Origin of the sequence: Shinella yambaruensis (assembly GCF_050859155.1) — a bacterium.
Classification (GTDB): domain Bacteria; phylum Pseudomonadota; class Alphaproteobacteria; order Rhizobiales; family Rhizobiaceae; genus Shinella; species Shinella yambaruensis.
This window is the reverse complement of sequence record NZ_CP150638.1, coordinates 1,311,369-1,325,516: the sequence shown is the minus strand read 5'-3', so window position 1 is coordinate 1,325,516 and position 14,148 is coordinate 1,311,369. Positions and strand designations below refer to the sequence as shown.

The 14,148-nt window shown below is 65.6% G+C and carries 12 protein-coding genes; 7 read left to right on the top strand and 5 right to left on the bottom strand.

What is annotated here, in order from left to right; all coding sequences use genetic code 11:
• Positions 1-90 precede the first annotated feature (90 nt).
• The 3 genes from aspS to WMC41_RS06490 all read right to left on the bottom strand — a co-directional run bounded on the left by aspS (position 91) and on the right by WMC41_RS06490 (position 5,054).
• Positions 91-1,878, bottom strand: coding sequence for an aspartate--tRNA ligase (gene aspS / locus WMC41_RS06500; protein WP_432347371.1), 1,788 nt, complete (start codon positions 1,876-1,878; stop codon positions 91-93).
• Between the two features lie 377 nt (positions 1,879-2,255).
• A complete protein-coding gene (locus WMC41_RS06495) occupies positions 2,256-2,852 on the bottom strand; it encodes an NUDIX domain-containing protein (protein WP_432347369.1) in 597 nt (198 codons plus the stop codon).
• A gap of 21 nt (positions 2,853-2,873) precedes the next feature.
• On the bottom strand, positions 2,874-5,054 hold the full coding sequence (locus tag WMC41_RS06490) for a molybdopterin-containing oxidoreductase family protein (RefSeq protein WP_432347367.1): 2,181 nt from the start codon (positions 5,052-5,054) through the stop codon (positions 2,874-2,876).
• A 45-nt stretch (positions 5,055-5,099) separates the two neighbouring features.
• Between WMC41_RS06490 and WMC41_RS06485 the strand changes: the two genes are divergently transcribed.
• The 3 genes from WMC41_RS06485 (at position 5,100) to WMC41_RS06475 (ending at position 7,469) form a co-directional block, all read left to right on the top strand.
• Complete coding sequence (locus tag WMC41_RS06485; RefSeq protein ID WP_432347366.1) at positions 5,100-5,960, top strand: 23S rRNA (adenine(2030)-N(6))-methyltransferase RlmJ; 861 nt, start codon at positions 5,100-5,102, stop codon at positions 5,958-5,960.
• Between the two features lie 77 nt (positions 5,961-6,037).
• Positions 6,038-6,766, top strand: coding sequence for a ribonuclease T2 family protein (locus WMC41_RS06480; RefSeq protein ID WP_432347365.1), 729 nt, complete (start codon positions 6,038-6,040; stop codon positions 6,764-6,766).
• Positions 6,767-6,875: 109 nt separating this feature from the next.
• Complete coding sequence (locus WMC41_RS06475; protein WP_432348287.1) at positions 6,876-7,469, top strand: glutathione S-transferase; 594 nt, start codon at positions 6,876-6,878, stop codon at positions 7,467-7,469.
• A 407-nt stretch (positions 7,470-7,876) separates the two neighbouring features.
• Here the strand turns inward: WMC41_RS06475 and WMC41_RS06470 are convergent, their stop codons facing one another.
• Positions 7,877-8,884, bottom strand: coding sequence for an IS5 family transposase (locus tag WMC41_RS06470; RefSeq protein WP_432347364.1), 1,008 nt, complete (start codon positions 8,882-8,884; stop codon positions 7,877-7,879).
• Between the two features lie 176 nt (positions 8,885-9,060).
• Entirely contained in the window at positions 9,061-9,702 is a 642-nt protein-coding gene (locus WMC41_RS06465; RefSeq protein WP_244765943.1) for an outer membrane protein, read from the bottom strand.
• Between the two features lie 358 nt (positions 9,703-10,060).
• On the opposite strand from WMC41_RS06465, the gene WMC41_RS06460 reads away from it, so the two are divergent.
• The 4 genes from WMC41_RS06460 to pgsA all read left to right on the top strand — a co-directional run bounded on the left by WMC41_RS06460 (position 10,061) and on the right by pgsA (position 14,148).
• Positions 10,061-10,825 (top strand): SDR family oxidoreductase, encoded by a 765-nt coding sequence (locus tag WMC41_RS06460; protein WP_133033267.1) that lies wholly within the window; start codon positions 10,061-10,063, stop codon positions 10,823-10,825.
• Complete coding sequence (gene uvrC / locus WMC41_RS06455; protein ID WP_432347362.1) at positions 10,822-12,873, top strand: excinuclease ABC subunit UvrC; 2,052 nt, start codon at positions 10,822-10,824, stop codon at positions 12,871-12,873. Before WMC41_RS06460 ends, uvrC begins: the two co-directional genes overlap by 4 nt.
• A gap of 67 nt (positions 12,874-12,940) precedes the next feature.
• Positions 12,941-13,408, top strand: a complete 468-nt coding sequence (locus WMC41_RS06450; protein WP_432347360.1) for a hypothetical protein — start codon at positions 12,941-12,943, stop codon at positions 13,406-13,408.
• A gap of 155 nt (positions 13,409-13,563) precedes the next feature.
• Positions 13,564-14,148 carry a CDP-diacylglycerol--glycerol-3-phosphate 3-phosphatidyltransferase gene (gene pgsA, locus WMC41_RS06445; protein WP_244765947.1) on the top strand — a complete coding sequence of 195 codons (585 nt, stop codon included), beginning with the start codon at positions 13,564-13,566 and terminating at the stop codon, positions 14,146-14,148.

Genomic DNA, 14,148 nt, shown 5'->3' with positions numbered 1-14,148 from the left:
TTCTCCTGTGCTTGACGCAGAAAGAACGGCGATCACGCGCAACTGTTCCGCACGGCGGAAAGGACCGGCGCCCTTCCCGCCGCGCCTGGATCAATCCTTCTTCGACGGAACGACGCGCAGCGCGAGTTCGCGAAGCTGCGCCGGGGTTGCCGGCGACGGGGCGTTCATCAAGAGATCCTGCGCCTGCTGGTTCATCGGGAACAGCGAGATCTCGCGGAGATTCTTCGCGCCGACGAGCAGCATGACCACGCGGTCGATGCCGAAGGCGCAGCCGCCATGCGGCGGGGCGCCGTACTGGAAGGCGCGGTAGAGGCCGCCGAAGCGCTCTTCCACGTCCGCCTGGCTGAGGCCGACCTTCTCGAAGGCCTTGACCATCAGCTCCGGCGACTGGTTACGGATCGAGCCCGAGGCGATCTCGAAGCCGTTGCAGACCGCGTCGTACTGGTAGGCCTTCAGCTCCAGCGGATCCTTGCTGTCGAAGGCCTCCAGGCCGCCCTGCGGCATGGAGAAGGGGTTGTGCGCGAAGTCGACCTTCTTCTCGTCCTCGTTCCACTCGTAGAAGGGGAAGTCGACGATCCAGCACATTTCGAAGCGATCGCGGTCGACGAGGTTCAGCTCCTCGCCGGCGCGGGTGCGGGCTTCGCCGGCGAACTTGTGGAACTTCGCCGGATCGCCGGCGACGAAGAAGCAGGCGTCGCCGTCGTCGAGGCCGAGCTGCGTGCGGATGGCGTCCGTGCGCTCCTCGCCGATGTTCTTGGCGAGCGGGCCGGCGCCTTCGAGCTTCTCGCCCTCCTTGCGCCAGAAGATATAGCCGAGGCCGGGCTGGCCCTGGCTCTGCGCCCAGGCGTTCATGCGGTCGCAGAAGGCGCGCGAGCCGCCGGTCTTGGCCGGGATCGCCCAGACCTCGACCTTCGGGTTGGAAGCGATCATGTTGGCGAAGACCTTGAAGCCCGAGCCGGCGAAATGATCGGTGACGGCTTCCATGACGATCGGGTTGCGCAGGTCCGGCTTGTCGGAACCGTACTTGCGGATGGCCTCGTCATAGGGAATGCGCGGCCAGTTCTTCGTTACCGGCTTGCCTTCGGCGAATTCCTCGAAGACCGCCGTCATCATCGGCTCCATGGTCTCCCAGACATCTTCCTGGGTGACGAAGCTCATCTCGACGTCGAGCTGGTAGAATTCGCCCGGCAGGCGGTCGGCGCGCGGGTCTTCGTCGCGGAAGCACGGCGCGATCTGGAAATAGCGGTCGAAGCCGGCGACCATCAGCAGCTGCTTGTATTGCTGCGGGGCCTGCGGCAGGGCGAAGAATTTTCCTTCATGGATGCGCGACGGCACGAGGAAGTCGCGCGCGCCTTCCGGCGAGGAGGCGGTGAGGATCGGCGTCGTGTATTCGGCAAAACCCGCCTCGCCCATGCCCTTGCGCATGGCGGAGATGATCTGCGTACGCTTGATGATGTTCTTGTGCAGCGTCTCGCGGCGCAGGTCGATGAAGCGGTACTTCAGGCGCACGTCTTCCGGATAGTCCGGCTCGCCGAAGACCGGCAGCGGCAATTCCCTGGCGGCGGAAAGAACCTCGATCTCCTGCGCGTAAAGCTCGATCTCGCCGGTGGGCATGCCCTTGTTGACCGTGTCCTCGGTGCGCGCCTTGACGAGGCCGTCGATGCGGATCACCCATTCGCCGCGCACGGTCTCGGCCTTCTTGAAGGCCGGCGAATCGGGGTCGGCGACGACCTGGGTGATGCCGTAGTGGTCGCGCAGGTCGATGAAGAGCACGCCACCATGATCTCGGACGCGGTGGACCCAGCCGGAAAGACGAACGGTCTGGCCGACATCGGATTTGCGGAGGGCGGCGCAGGTGTGGCTGCGGTAACGGTGCATCGTGGTATCCTGAAATGCTGATAGGCCGCGCGGGAAGAACCCGGCGCAGCGACCAAGAAAAATCGCGCGGAAAAGCGCATGGCCGGGGCTGTTTGTCAAGGCTTGCGGGTCTTTTGCCGGGGGCCGTGCTGCTTGATCATGAAAGACGCAAAGGCGATTGCCAGGAATATACGGCCCCTCATCCGGCCTGCCGGCCACCTTCTCCTTGGCTGCGGGGCGAAGGAGATATGCCGCGCCGTTCTCCTCAACCAATACCCCGTCCGCGGGACAAGTCCCCTCTCCCCGCTTGCGGGGAGAGGGTCAGGGTGAAGGGGCCGCATACGTTCGGCGTTCCCGCCTTGAAGCGAGCCCCGGGACCGAGAATCACTCCCGCCCGATCAGCCGAACTCCGCCCGGTGCAGCATCAGCCATTGCAGCATGACGATCGTCTTCGCATCCTGAATGCCGCCGGTGGCGATGAGGCCGTAGGCTTCGTCGATCGGCAGTTCGACGATCTCGATGTGCTCGCCCTCCCCGTCGACGCCGCCGCCCTTGCCGTCGCGGGCCGTGGCGTCGATGCGGGCGACGAAGCAGCCGACGCGCTCGGTCAGCGTGCCGGGGCTGGAATAGATGTCGAAGAGATGGCGCACGCCCTGCACCGCATAGCCGGTCTCCTCCATCGCCTCCCGGGCGACGGCCGCCTCGGGCGCGTCGTCGTCGAGCAGCCCCGCCGGAACTTCCGAGAGGAAACCGTCCGGATGGCCGCCGAAGAAGGCGCCGGGGCGGAACTGGCGCACCAGGATGACCGACTGGCGGGCGGGATCGAGGAGCAGCACGCAGGCCGCCGGGCCATGGTCGTGCACCTCACGGTCGAGCCGCTCGACCCGGCCGTCCGCCCGCGTCTGCTCGACCACGACGGTGCGAAGATGGATGAACCGCTTCCAGACCGTCTGCTGGTCGACGATGCGGACGGCTGAGGACGTGTCGAGCGTCATGAAAAATCCTTGCGTGAAAATTCAGGCCTTGCGCAGCCAGACGCGGTTGTCGTGGAAGGCGGCGCCGCCATAGGGCGCGACCGGATCGGCGCCGGTCAGGACATTGATGCCCTCCCCGTCGAGATGGGCGGAATTCGGCCAGATGCCCTCGGCGATCAGGACGCCGGGTTTCGCGCCGTCGGTGACCCTGGCATGCAGGCGGATATCGCCGCGGGGATTGCCGAGCTGCACGATATCGCCGTCCGCGATGCCGTTCGCCGCCGCGTCCTCGGGATGGATCATCACCTCCGGCCGGCCCTCGCGCTCACGCGAACCCTTCGTCTCCGTGAAGGTGGAGTTGAGGAAGGTGCGGGCGGGCGACGTGGCGAGGCGGAAGGGATGATCCGCATCCGGCGTCTCGATGATCGCCACATGATCCGGAAAGGCCGGCAGCGCCTCGTGCGGGCCGAGGGCGCCGAGCGCCCTGGGCGGCCTGTTGGGCGCCGGCGTGTTCGTCCAGTTCGGCCGGAAGCGGAATTTGCCATCCGGAAAGCCGAACCCCTTCACGAAATGCGCGGTGTCGAAATCCGGCTGGCAGTCGATCCACTTCTCCTCGCCCAGCCTGTCGAAATCCATCTCGTAATAGGGCAGCATGCGGGTGATGTGCTCGCGCTCGGACAGGCCGAAGCCCGACCTGTCGCCGACGCCGAGGCGCTTGGCCAGTTCCTCGATAACGAAGAGATTGGTGCGCACGGTGGCTGGCGGCTCCACGAGCTTGGGGCCAAGCAGGATGTGCTGGTGGCCGCCGCCGCGGTAGATATCGTCGTGCTCGACGAACATGGTGGCGGGCAGCACGATATCGGCGAGCCTTGCCGTATCGGTCATGAAATGCTCGTGCACCGCGACGAAGAGGTCGTCGCGCAGGAAGCCCTGCTTCACCAGGCGCTGCTCCGGCGCCACGTTCGCCGGGTTGGTGTTCTGGATGAGCATCGCGGTGACGGGGCCGCGTCCGCGCAGCGCGACGGCATCGCCGGTGAGGACGCGGCCGATCTGCGACTGGTCGAGCATGCGGATGTCGCTGTCCGCCATCCTTGCGCCCGTCAGCTCTGCCTTGCGCAGGTGGAAGATGTCGGAATTGCTGTGGAAGGCGCCGCCGCCCTCGTATTGCCAGGAGCCGAGCACGGTGGCGACCGAAAGCGCCGCATGCATGGAGACCGCGCCGTTGCGGCTGCGGGTGAAGCCGTAGCCGAGGCGGAAGAAGCTTTTCCTCGTGCGTCCGACCAGGGCGGCGAAGGCCTCGATCTCCGCGACGCCGAGGCCGGTGATGCCGGCCGCCCATTCCGGGTTGCGCGTTGCAAGATGCGCCTCGAGGCCCGCCGGATCGTCGGCATATCTTTCCATGTACGCGCGGTCGGCATAGCCGTCGCGGAACGCGACGTGCATGACGGCGCAGGCGAGCGCGGCATCCGTGCCGGGGCGCAGCTTCAGCGCGATGTCCGCCTGCTTCATCGTCGGGTTGTCGTAGATGTCGATGACGACGATCTTCGCGCCGCGCTCCTTGCGCGCCTTCACCGCATGGGTCATCACGTTGACCTGGGTGGAGACCGGATTGGTGCCCCAGATCACCACGCAATCGGATTTCGCCATCTCGCGCGGATCGGGGCCGCGCAGCGTTCCCGCGCCCATCGTGAAGCCGGTCCAGGCCGGATTGGTGCAGATCGAGCCGAAGAAACCGGAATAGCGCTTGGCGTGGCGCAGGCGATCGATGGAATCGCGCTGAACGAGGCCCATCGTGCCGGCGTAGAAATAGGGCCAGACCGCCTCGCTGCCGTGGGCCTGCTCGGCCTTGACGAAGCTTTCGGCAATGGCGTCGAGCGCGGCTTCCCAGGAAATGTCGGCCCATTCGCCGCCGCCCTTCCCGCCCCTGCGCACCAGCGGCTTCATCAGCCGGTCGGGATGGTAGAGGCGGTCGGCATAGCGGGCGACCTTGGCGCAGATGACGCCGGCCGTGTAGCTGTTGTCGGCGCTGCCCTTGACGCGGCCGATGCGTCCATCCGCACCTATCTCGACATCGAGGGCGCAGGTGGAGGGACAGTCGTGCGGACAGGCCGAATGGCCGATGCGCGGTTTTCCGAGATGGGGGGTCGCAACGTTCATGGCTTTTCTATATTGCAGAGCACGAAGTGCCAAAAGGCAAATCATTCTACCATTGCAACAATTCATCGTCGCATCAGCGCGGATGATCGTGGGCGTCGCACGGGGCCTGAAATGAACTACCGCCACATCTACCATGCCGGCAATTTCGCGGACGTGCTGAAACATGCCGTGCTCGCCCGCCTCGTCCTCTACATGCAGGGCAAGGACAAGGCCTTTCGCGTGCTCGACACCCATGCCGGCATCGGCCTCTACGACCTTTCGAGCGAGGAAGCGCAGAAGACCGGCGAATGGCGCGACGGCATCGGCCGGCTCCTCGACGGCGACCTGCCTTCTCCGGTGGCCGATATCCTCGCCCCCTACCTGAAGGCCGTCCAGGACCTCAATCCGCAAGGCGGGCTGACCTGGTATCCCGGCTCGCCGAAACTGGCGCGCCAGCTCTTCCGCCCGCAGGACCGGCTCTCCGCCATGGAACTGCACCCGGACGACTACGAGACGCTGCACCGGCTGTTCGACGGCGACTTCCAGAGCCGCATCACCAGGCTCGACGGCTGGCTGTCGCTCGGCGCGCACCTGCCGCCGAAGGAGAAGCGCGGCATCGTACTGGTCGATCCGCCCTTCGAGATCGAGGGCGAATACGAGCGGCTGGTGGAGGGACTGGAAAAGGCCGTGCGCCGCTTTGCCGGCGGGGTCTATTGCCTGTGGTATCCGCTGAAGAAGAACGCCCCCATCGCCACCTTCCACAAGGCGCTGAAGGCGACGGGCATTCCCAAGATGCTCTGCGCGGAGCTTTCGGTGAAGAGCGACCGCGAGACGACGGGACTGACGGGCTCCGGCCTCATCGTCGTCAATCCGCCCTATACGCTGAAGCAGGAACTCGACGTGCTGCTGCCCTTCCTCAAGGAGCGGCTGGCGCAGGACCGCTTCGCCTCGGCCCGCGCCTTCTGGCTCGCGGGGGAAACAAAGGCCTCTTGACCTTTGCCGTCCGGCGGCAACAATCGCGCGCCGAACCCGGAGACCTTCATGACGCCATTCCTCGCAGCCGCCGAACGATGAGCCGGCTGCTTTCCTTCCCCCTCGCCCGCCCCCTCTGTCTGCTGCTCGCCGGGCTCGTGCTGCCTGCCGGCTGCAGCGAGGACAAGCCGGCCGAAAAGCCGAAGACGGAGATGAGCCGCAAGGCGCCGGAAACGCGCGGGGCGGTGCCGCTCGGCAAGGGGTTCGATTTCTACGTGCTGTCGCTCTCCTGGTCGCCGACCTGGTGCGCGGACAACGATGCCGGCGGCCGGACGCAGCAGTGCCGGCGCGGCGAGAACAACGGCTTCATCGTGCACGGCCTCTGGCCGCAGAACGAGCGCGGCTATCCGGAATTCTGCCCGACGCGCCAGCCGGACCGCGTGCCGGAGAACCTCGGCCGCACCGTGCTCGACATCATTCCCTCCATGGGGCTGGTCGGCCACCAATGGCGCAAGCACGGCTCCTGCTCGGGCCTCAGCCAGAAGGACTATTTTGCCGTGACGCGCGCGGCCTTCGAACGCATCGGCATTCCCGCCGACCTCACGCCGCAGCGCGGCGGTGCCCGGCTTTCCCCCGATGCGGTGGAGGCGGCCTTCATCGCCGCCAATCCCGGCCTCGACCGCAAGGGCATCGCGGTCACCTGCGGGGACGGCCGGCTGGAGGAGGTCCGCATCTGCATGACGACGGCGCTTTCCTTCCGCACCTGCCCTGCCGTCGACCGCGCCGGCTGCCGTGCCGGATCCATCGAACAACCGCCCATTCGCTAGCGCGTTTCCGCTTTTCTTCGAAACGCGAAAGCGCTCTAACTCTCATTCAACGCAATTCCGGCAAAACCGCTTCGCCCTTTTGCCGGAATTGCCCCAGAACAGGATGCCGCTGATGAAGATCTACTATTCCAATGCCTCGCCCTATTCCACCAAGGTGCGCATGGCCGCGCATTTCGCCGGCCTTAACGCGCGATCGGTGGCGACCGACACCAATGCCGACCCGGCGGAGCTGCTGGCCGCCAACCCGCTCGGCAAGATCCCGACGCTGGTGACCGACGAGGGCCTTGCCGTCTACGACAGCCGCGCGATCATGAACTATATCGACCGCCAGACGAAGGGCACGCTCTATCCGCGCAATGCGGCAAAGCGCACGGAGGTGGACGTGCTGGAGGCGACCGCCGACGGCATCTGCGACAGCCTGCTCGCCATCGTCTACGAACGCCGCTCGCGGCCGGAGGAGAAGGTCCACCAGCCCTGGATCGACCGGCAGTGGCAGAAGGTCGAGCGCGCGCTCGACCATCTCGAAGCCAACATGCCCCGCCTCGGCAGGAAGCCGCATGCCGGCCACTTCGCGCTGGCCGCGATGCTGCGCTACATCGAATTGCGTTTTGCCGGCAAATGGCAGCGCGGCCGGCCCAAGCTGAAGCGCTTCCTCTCCCGCTTCGAGGCGGTTTTCCCGGATTACGCGCGGTTCAAGGATTGACGGTTCGCCCCTCATCCGGCCTGCCGGCCACCTTCGCCCCGCAAGCGGGGCGAAGGGGATATGCCGCGCCGGTTTCCTCAACCAATAGCCGTTGGTGGGGCAGGTCCCCTCTCCCCTTGAGCAGGCGAATTGCATATGACTGCACGCTGCTGCCTTCCCCTTCTCCCCCGCGGGGAGAAGGTGGTCCGAAGGGCCGGATGAGGGGGCTTGCACACCGTCTGACGTCTGCGCCGCCCCCTCATCCCGCTGCCGCGACCTTCTCCCCACGGGGGCCCGTTGCAAAACGGGGTGTTTCTGCGTGGCGGCCAGTTTGTGAGGTGTTCTTGCTCCGCCTTTTTGTCCGGAAGGCGGTTCGGGGTTGTTTTCGGTGGTGTTCGGCGGATGGCGGGCGCAGTTGGCCCATCGGCTCAGGTGGCCAGCGTCACCCAGCGGCGCATGTTGAAGGCGATCGCCGCCAGCAGCACCTGGCCGGCCGCCCTGGCCAGCCCGACATAGCGGATCGTGTCGAGCCCCATGCGGCGCTTGAGCGTGGCAAAGGTGGTCTCCACCGCCGCGCGCCGGCGCGCGACCGCCCGGTTGAAGCGCCGGGCGGCGGGCGTGAGCCTTGGATGATGTTTGTTGGCGCGCCGCATCAAGCCGCAGCCGATGCCGGCCGCCTTCAGCCGTCGTTCCCGCTCATGCGTGTGATAGGCGCTGTCGGCCAGGACATATCCCTCGTCGCCGCAGATCAGCCCGTCAGCCGGCACCGTGTCGTTGACATTGGCCGGCGTGGTGATCACCCGCCGGATGAGGCCCGAGCCCTCGCCGACCCCGACATGCGCCTTGTAGCCATAGGACGAACCGGCCTTGCCCTTGCGGCGCGTGAAGGCCGCATCCTTGTCGCGCCCGGCTTCGCCCGCACCATCGCCCTCGCGCGGCGGACGCGAGGCCGCCCCGGTCTCGATGACCGTCGCATCGAGCATCGTGCCGCGCCGAAGGATCAGCCCCGCCGCATCGAGCTGCCGGTCGAGTTCGCAAAACAGCTTCTCCAGCACGCCCCTGTCCACCAGCCGGTTGCGAAAGCGGCACAGCGTCGTATGGTCGGGCACCGCCGCCTCAAGGCCAAGCCCGCAGAACCGGCGGAACGACAGCCGGTCATAAAGCGCCTCCTCCAGCTCCAGGTCGGAAAGGCCGTAGAGCCGTTGCAGGAGCAGCGCCTTGAACAGCATCACCGGCGCATAGGCGGGACGACCCGTCTCGCTCTCGCAGGCCAGCGGCTTGAGGACCTTCTCGAAGCGATACCACTTCACCACCGAGGACAATTTGCCAAGACGGTCCGAACCCGCACGCACCGTCACGAGCGCATCGGCAAAACTGAACTGACCTGCCTTCCTGTCGACCATCTCAATCCCTCCGCTCAAAATAGAGGGAATCATATTCCACGCGTTTTGCAACAGTTCCCACGGGGGAGAAGGGGCAGGACGCGCCGCCTCATCCATATGCAATTCGCCTGCCGCTTGCGGGGAGAGGGTTAGGGTGAGGGGCAACCACATCCAAACACAGAAAAGGCCGGGCTTTCGCCCGGCCTTTCCCGCTTCCAAAGCCGTTTGGCTTAGAACTTCACGCCGAGACCGACGCGGACGCTGTGGTCTTCGAAGCCCGACTTCACCTTGGTGCCGCCGAGGTTGAAGCCCTTCTTCTGGTAGTCGCTGTAGCGGTATTCGATACGCGCCGTGACGTTGTTGGTCACGAAGGCTTCGGCACCGGCACCGGCGGTCCAGCCGACCATGTTGCGGTCGTCCTTGCCGGCGGCGTTCTTCATCTCGACATTCGTGCCGGCAATACCGGCCGTGCCGTAGACGAGGACCGGGTTCAGGTCGACACCGACGCGGCCGCGGATCGAGCCGTTGACGCCCTGTTTGCCCTTCAGGCCGTTGCGCTCGGCATCGACGCCCGAATAGTTCAGGTCGGCTTCGCCGCCATAGACGAGCTGGCCGTTCTGCATGTTGTAGCCGCCGTAGACGCCGCCGCCGAGGCCGTTTGCCTTGGCGTCGCCCTGGCGGCTGAAGTCGCCGCGCTGCCAGCTTGCCGTACCACCGGCATAGGCGCCGGCCCAGTTGCCGCCGGCAACCGGCTCGGAATATTCAGCGGCCGGAGCCTGCGGGATATCGTCGATGGCGTCGGCAGCGTGAGCAGCCTGGAAAGCGACCATGGAGACGGTCGAAGCGATGAGGGTGGCGATGAGTGTACGCATGATATTCTCCTTTACTGAACGACGCCCTCTGTGGGAGGCGATCGGGCATCGTCATTTCCAATTCAGTCCCGCCCGGTTGAGCGGAAATTGAATAAAGATTGAGGAATTGAAAGAGCCAAAATGTGAAATGATTGTGGCAACGAGGCGGCACAAATTGGATGTGACTTTTGCGCACCAGGCGATTTATTAACCATAAATTCAATAAGTACAAAAATCGATAAAATATACTTCAAATTACTTTGAATTCGCTTCTGCAGTTAATTTTTCTGCAACCAATTGTCATGGGGGAGTTTAAGCGTGCGCCGGGATGTCTATATCTTGGGCCGGTTAATCAAATGAATCGGCAGGACGGAATTTCGTGAACAAGCCCCCCAGGACGGCCCTCGTGACGGGCGGCGCGAAACGCATCGGCAAGGCCATCGTGGAAGACCTCGTGGCACACGGTTTCGCCGTCGCCATCCATGCCAACACGTCCCTGGAAGACGCCGAGGCGATGGCCCGCGCCTTCAATGCCGGCGGCGGAAGGGCCGTCGCCGTGCAATGCGACCTTGCGGACGGGGCGGCCACAAGCCGGCTGATCGGCACGGCGGCGGACGCCCTCGGCCCCATCGGCCTCCTCGTCAACAACGCCTCGCTCTTCAAGCCCGACACCGTGGAGGCCTTCGACGATGCGCTGTGGGACCGGCATTTCGCCGTGCATGTGAAGGCGCCGTCGATCCTCGCGCGCGATTTCGTGCGCCAGCTTCCCGAGGGCGCACCGGGTTCGATCGTCAACATCATCGACCAGCGCGTCTGGAACCCGACGCCGCGCTACTATTCCTACACGCTCTCCAAATCGGCGCTGTGGATGGCGACCCGCACCATGGCGCAGAGCTTTGCTCCGCGCGTGCGCGTCAATGCCATCGGCCCCGGCCCGTCGCTGCCGAACGAGCGGCAGGACGATGCCGCCTTCCAGGCGCAGGTGGAGGGCCTGATCCTGCGCCGCGGACCTGGCCTCGACGAATTCGGCCGCACAGTTCGCTTTTTGTTCGACACGCCATCCATTACCGGGCAAATGATAGCGCTCGACGGCGGGCAGCATCTCGCCTGGGAGACACCCGATGTCGGGGGAATAGCCGAATGAATGGCCGGAAGGTGGAGGATGGCGGCATCCTCTATGACGAGAACGAGACGGACGACGAGGACGAGCTGCAGGAATCTCCCGCGGCGACCGTCGCCGTCGCGCCCGGCATCGCCACTCCGGGGATCGACTGGAACGAGGGCGGCGACGTGCCGGAGGGCGTCATCGGCGCCGAGCTGATCCAGCTCTTCGTCAAGCGCCTGCCGAACAGCCCCGGCGTCTACCGCATGTTCAACGCGGCGGGCGACGTGCTCTATGTCGGCAAGGCGCGCAGCCTGAAGAAGCGCGTGACGAACTATGCGCAGGGCCGCGGCCACTCCAACCGCATCACGCAGATGATCCGCCAGACGGCGAACATGGAGTTCGTCACCACGCGCACCGAGACCGAGGCGCTGCTGCTGGAGGCGAACCTCATCAAGCGCCTGCGCCCGCGCTTCAACGTGCTCCTGCGCGACGACAAGTCCTTCCCCTACATCCTCGTGACGGGCGACACGCGCGCGCCGGCGATCTTCAAGCATCGTGGCGCGCGCAGCCGCAAGGGCGACTATTTCGGCCCCTTCGCCTCGGCCGGCGCGGTGGGCCGCACGATCAATTCGCTGCAGCGCGCCTTCCTCCTGCGCACCTGCACCGACAGCGTCTTCGAGACGCGCACGCGGCCCTGCCTGCTCTACCAGATCAAGCGCTGTTCCGGTCCCTGCACCCACGAGATCCGCGATGCGGACTATGCGGAGCTGGTGCAGGAGGCGAAGGACTTCCTCTCGGGAAAAAGCCAGAAGGTGAAGGCGCACATGGCCGCGGCCATGAATGACGCCGCCGAGGAGCTCGATTTCGAGCGCGCCGCCGTCTATCGCGACCGGCTGGCGGCGCTCAGCCATGTCCAGAGCCACCAGGGCATCAACCCGGCCGGCGTGGAGGAGGCCGACGTCTTCGCCATCCATCACGAGGGCGGCATCTCCTGCATCCAGGTCTTCTTCTTCCGCACCGGGCAGAACTGGGGCAACCGCGCCTATTTCCCGAAGGCCGATCCGCAGCTTACCGGCAGCGAGGTGCTGAACGCCTTCCTTGCCCAGTTCTACGACGACAAGCCCTGTCCCCGGCAGATCCTGCTTTCGCAGACCGTCGAGGAAATGGACCTGCTCAGCCAGGCGCTTTCCGAGCGCTCGAACTACAAGGTCGCCATCTCCGTGCCGCAGCGCGGCGAGAAGAAGGACCTCGTCGACCATGTCGTCGCCAATGCCCGCGAGGCGCATGGCCGCAAGCTGGCGGAGACGGCCTCGCAATCGCGCCTGCTGGACGGTTTCGCCGCCACCTTCAAGCTGCCTTACGTGCCACGCCGCATCGAGATCTACGACAACTCCCACATCATGGGCACCAATGCCGTCGGCGGCATGGTGGTGGCGGGGCCGGAAGGCTTCGTGAAGGGGCAGTACCGCAAGTTCAACATCAAATCGACCGACATCACGCCCGGCGACGACTTCGGCATGATGAAGGAAGTGATGACCCGGCGCTTCTCGCGCCTCATCAAGGAAGAGGGCCTGCCGGACCGCGGTGCGGACCAGGGCGCGGACGCGGCGGACCTCCCCTTCCCCGCCTGGCCCGACGTCATCCTCATCGACGGCGGCCAGGGCCAGATGACGGCTGTGCGCGCCATCCTCGAAGAGCTCGGCATCACGGACCAGGTCATCGCCATCGGCGTCGCCAAGGGCGCCGACCGCGAGGCCGGGCGCGAGCGCTTCTTCATGAAGGGCCTTGCGGATTTCTCCCTGCCGCCGCGCGATCCCGTGCTCTATTTCGTGCAGCGCCTGCGCGACGAGGCGCACCGCTTCGCCATCGGCTCGCACCGGGCGCGGCGCAAGAAGGAAATGGTGAAGAACCCGCTCGACGAGATCGCCGGCGTCGGCCCGACGCGCAAGCGCGCCCTGCTGCAGCATTTCGGCACCGCCAAGGCCGTTTCCCGCGCGGCGATGGCCGACCTGATGGCGGTCGCCGGCATTTCGGAAAGCGTCGCACGCATCGTCTACAACCATTTCCACGACGACGCGGCGGGATAGCTGGCCCGCCCTGCCGGCGGGTGCTAGGGTGCCCATACGGCATTCCTTCATTCGAGAGCGAGGCGCCATGACCGTCTTCCGCAAGATCGTGCCCTTCGGCCTCTGCCTTCTCGCAACGGCCGCCATCGCGCAGACGCAGGTCGGCGATGCGCAGATGCTGGGCGTCAGCGGAACCTGCGCCGAGCTCGTTGTCGGCGACCTCCGGTTCAGCGAGGCGTGCTCGCAAAAGCTGCTCAACGTCACCTATCCGAACGGCCGCGTCGGCTTCTACTTCGTGCTCGACGACGGCCGGATCGTCACCTTCACCGGCATGGACGGCGACAATCCGACGCCGGATACGGACGTCATCAACCTCGACAAGGTGATCGTCAGCCGCAAGGACACGCCGGACCAGCCGGATGTCTTTCCGGCAACGGGCACCTGCGGTTTCGGCAATCCGACGAAGGGGCCGGCCACGATTGCCTGCGAGGGCACGCTGTCGGACGGCAAGCGCTTTTCCGCCGCCTTCGCGACGGACGGCAAGCCGCCGACATGAGCCCGCCGGCCCCGCAGAATTCGCGGCGTTTTCCGCGAATGGCCGCGACATTCGCCCACGCTCCGTAAATTCGCCAAGAATTGCCGGAAACAAAGGTTGACGGCGCTGTCACAAAGACCTCATCTAGCCGCAAACCTGTCGAGACTGAAGAATCCATGGCTTCCCGCGCATACAGCATACCCAACCTCCTCACCTACGGCCGTATCGTGGCCGTTCCGCTGATCGTTCTCTGCTTCTTCGTCGAAGGGCGGCTGGAATCGTCGGACTTTGCGCGCTGGGCGGCCTTCTGGCTGTTCGTCGTCGCCTCGATTACCGACTACCTCGATGGTTACCTCGCCCGCATCTGGAACCAGACATCGAATATCGGCCGCATGCTCGACCCGATCGCCGACAAGCTGCTGGTCGCCTCGGTTCTGCTCCTGATGGCCGCGGACGGCACCATCGCCGGCTGGACGATCTGGGCCGCGATCATCATCCTGTGCCGCGAGATCCTCGTCTCGGGCCTGCGCGAATATCTCGCCGACCTCAAGGTCAGCGTGCCCGTCACGCGCATCGCCAAGTGGAAGACGGCGATCCAGATGTTCGCCATCGCCTTCCTGCTGGCCGGCCCCGCCGGCGACAAGATCCTGCCCTACACGACCGAGATCGGCATCACCCTGCTCTGGGCCGCCGCGCTCATCACCATGTATACCGGCTACGACTATTTCCGCGTCGGCCTGAAGCACATCGTGGACGAGTGA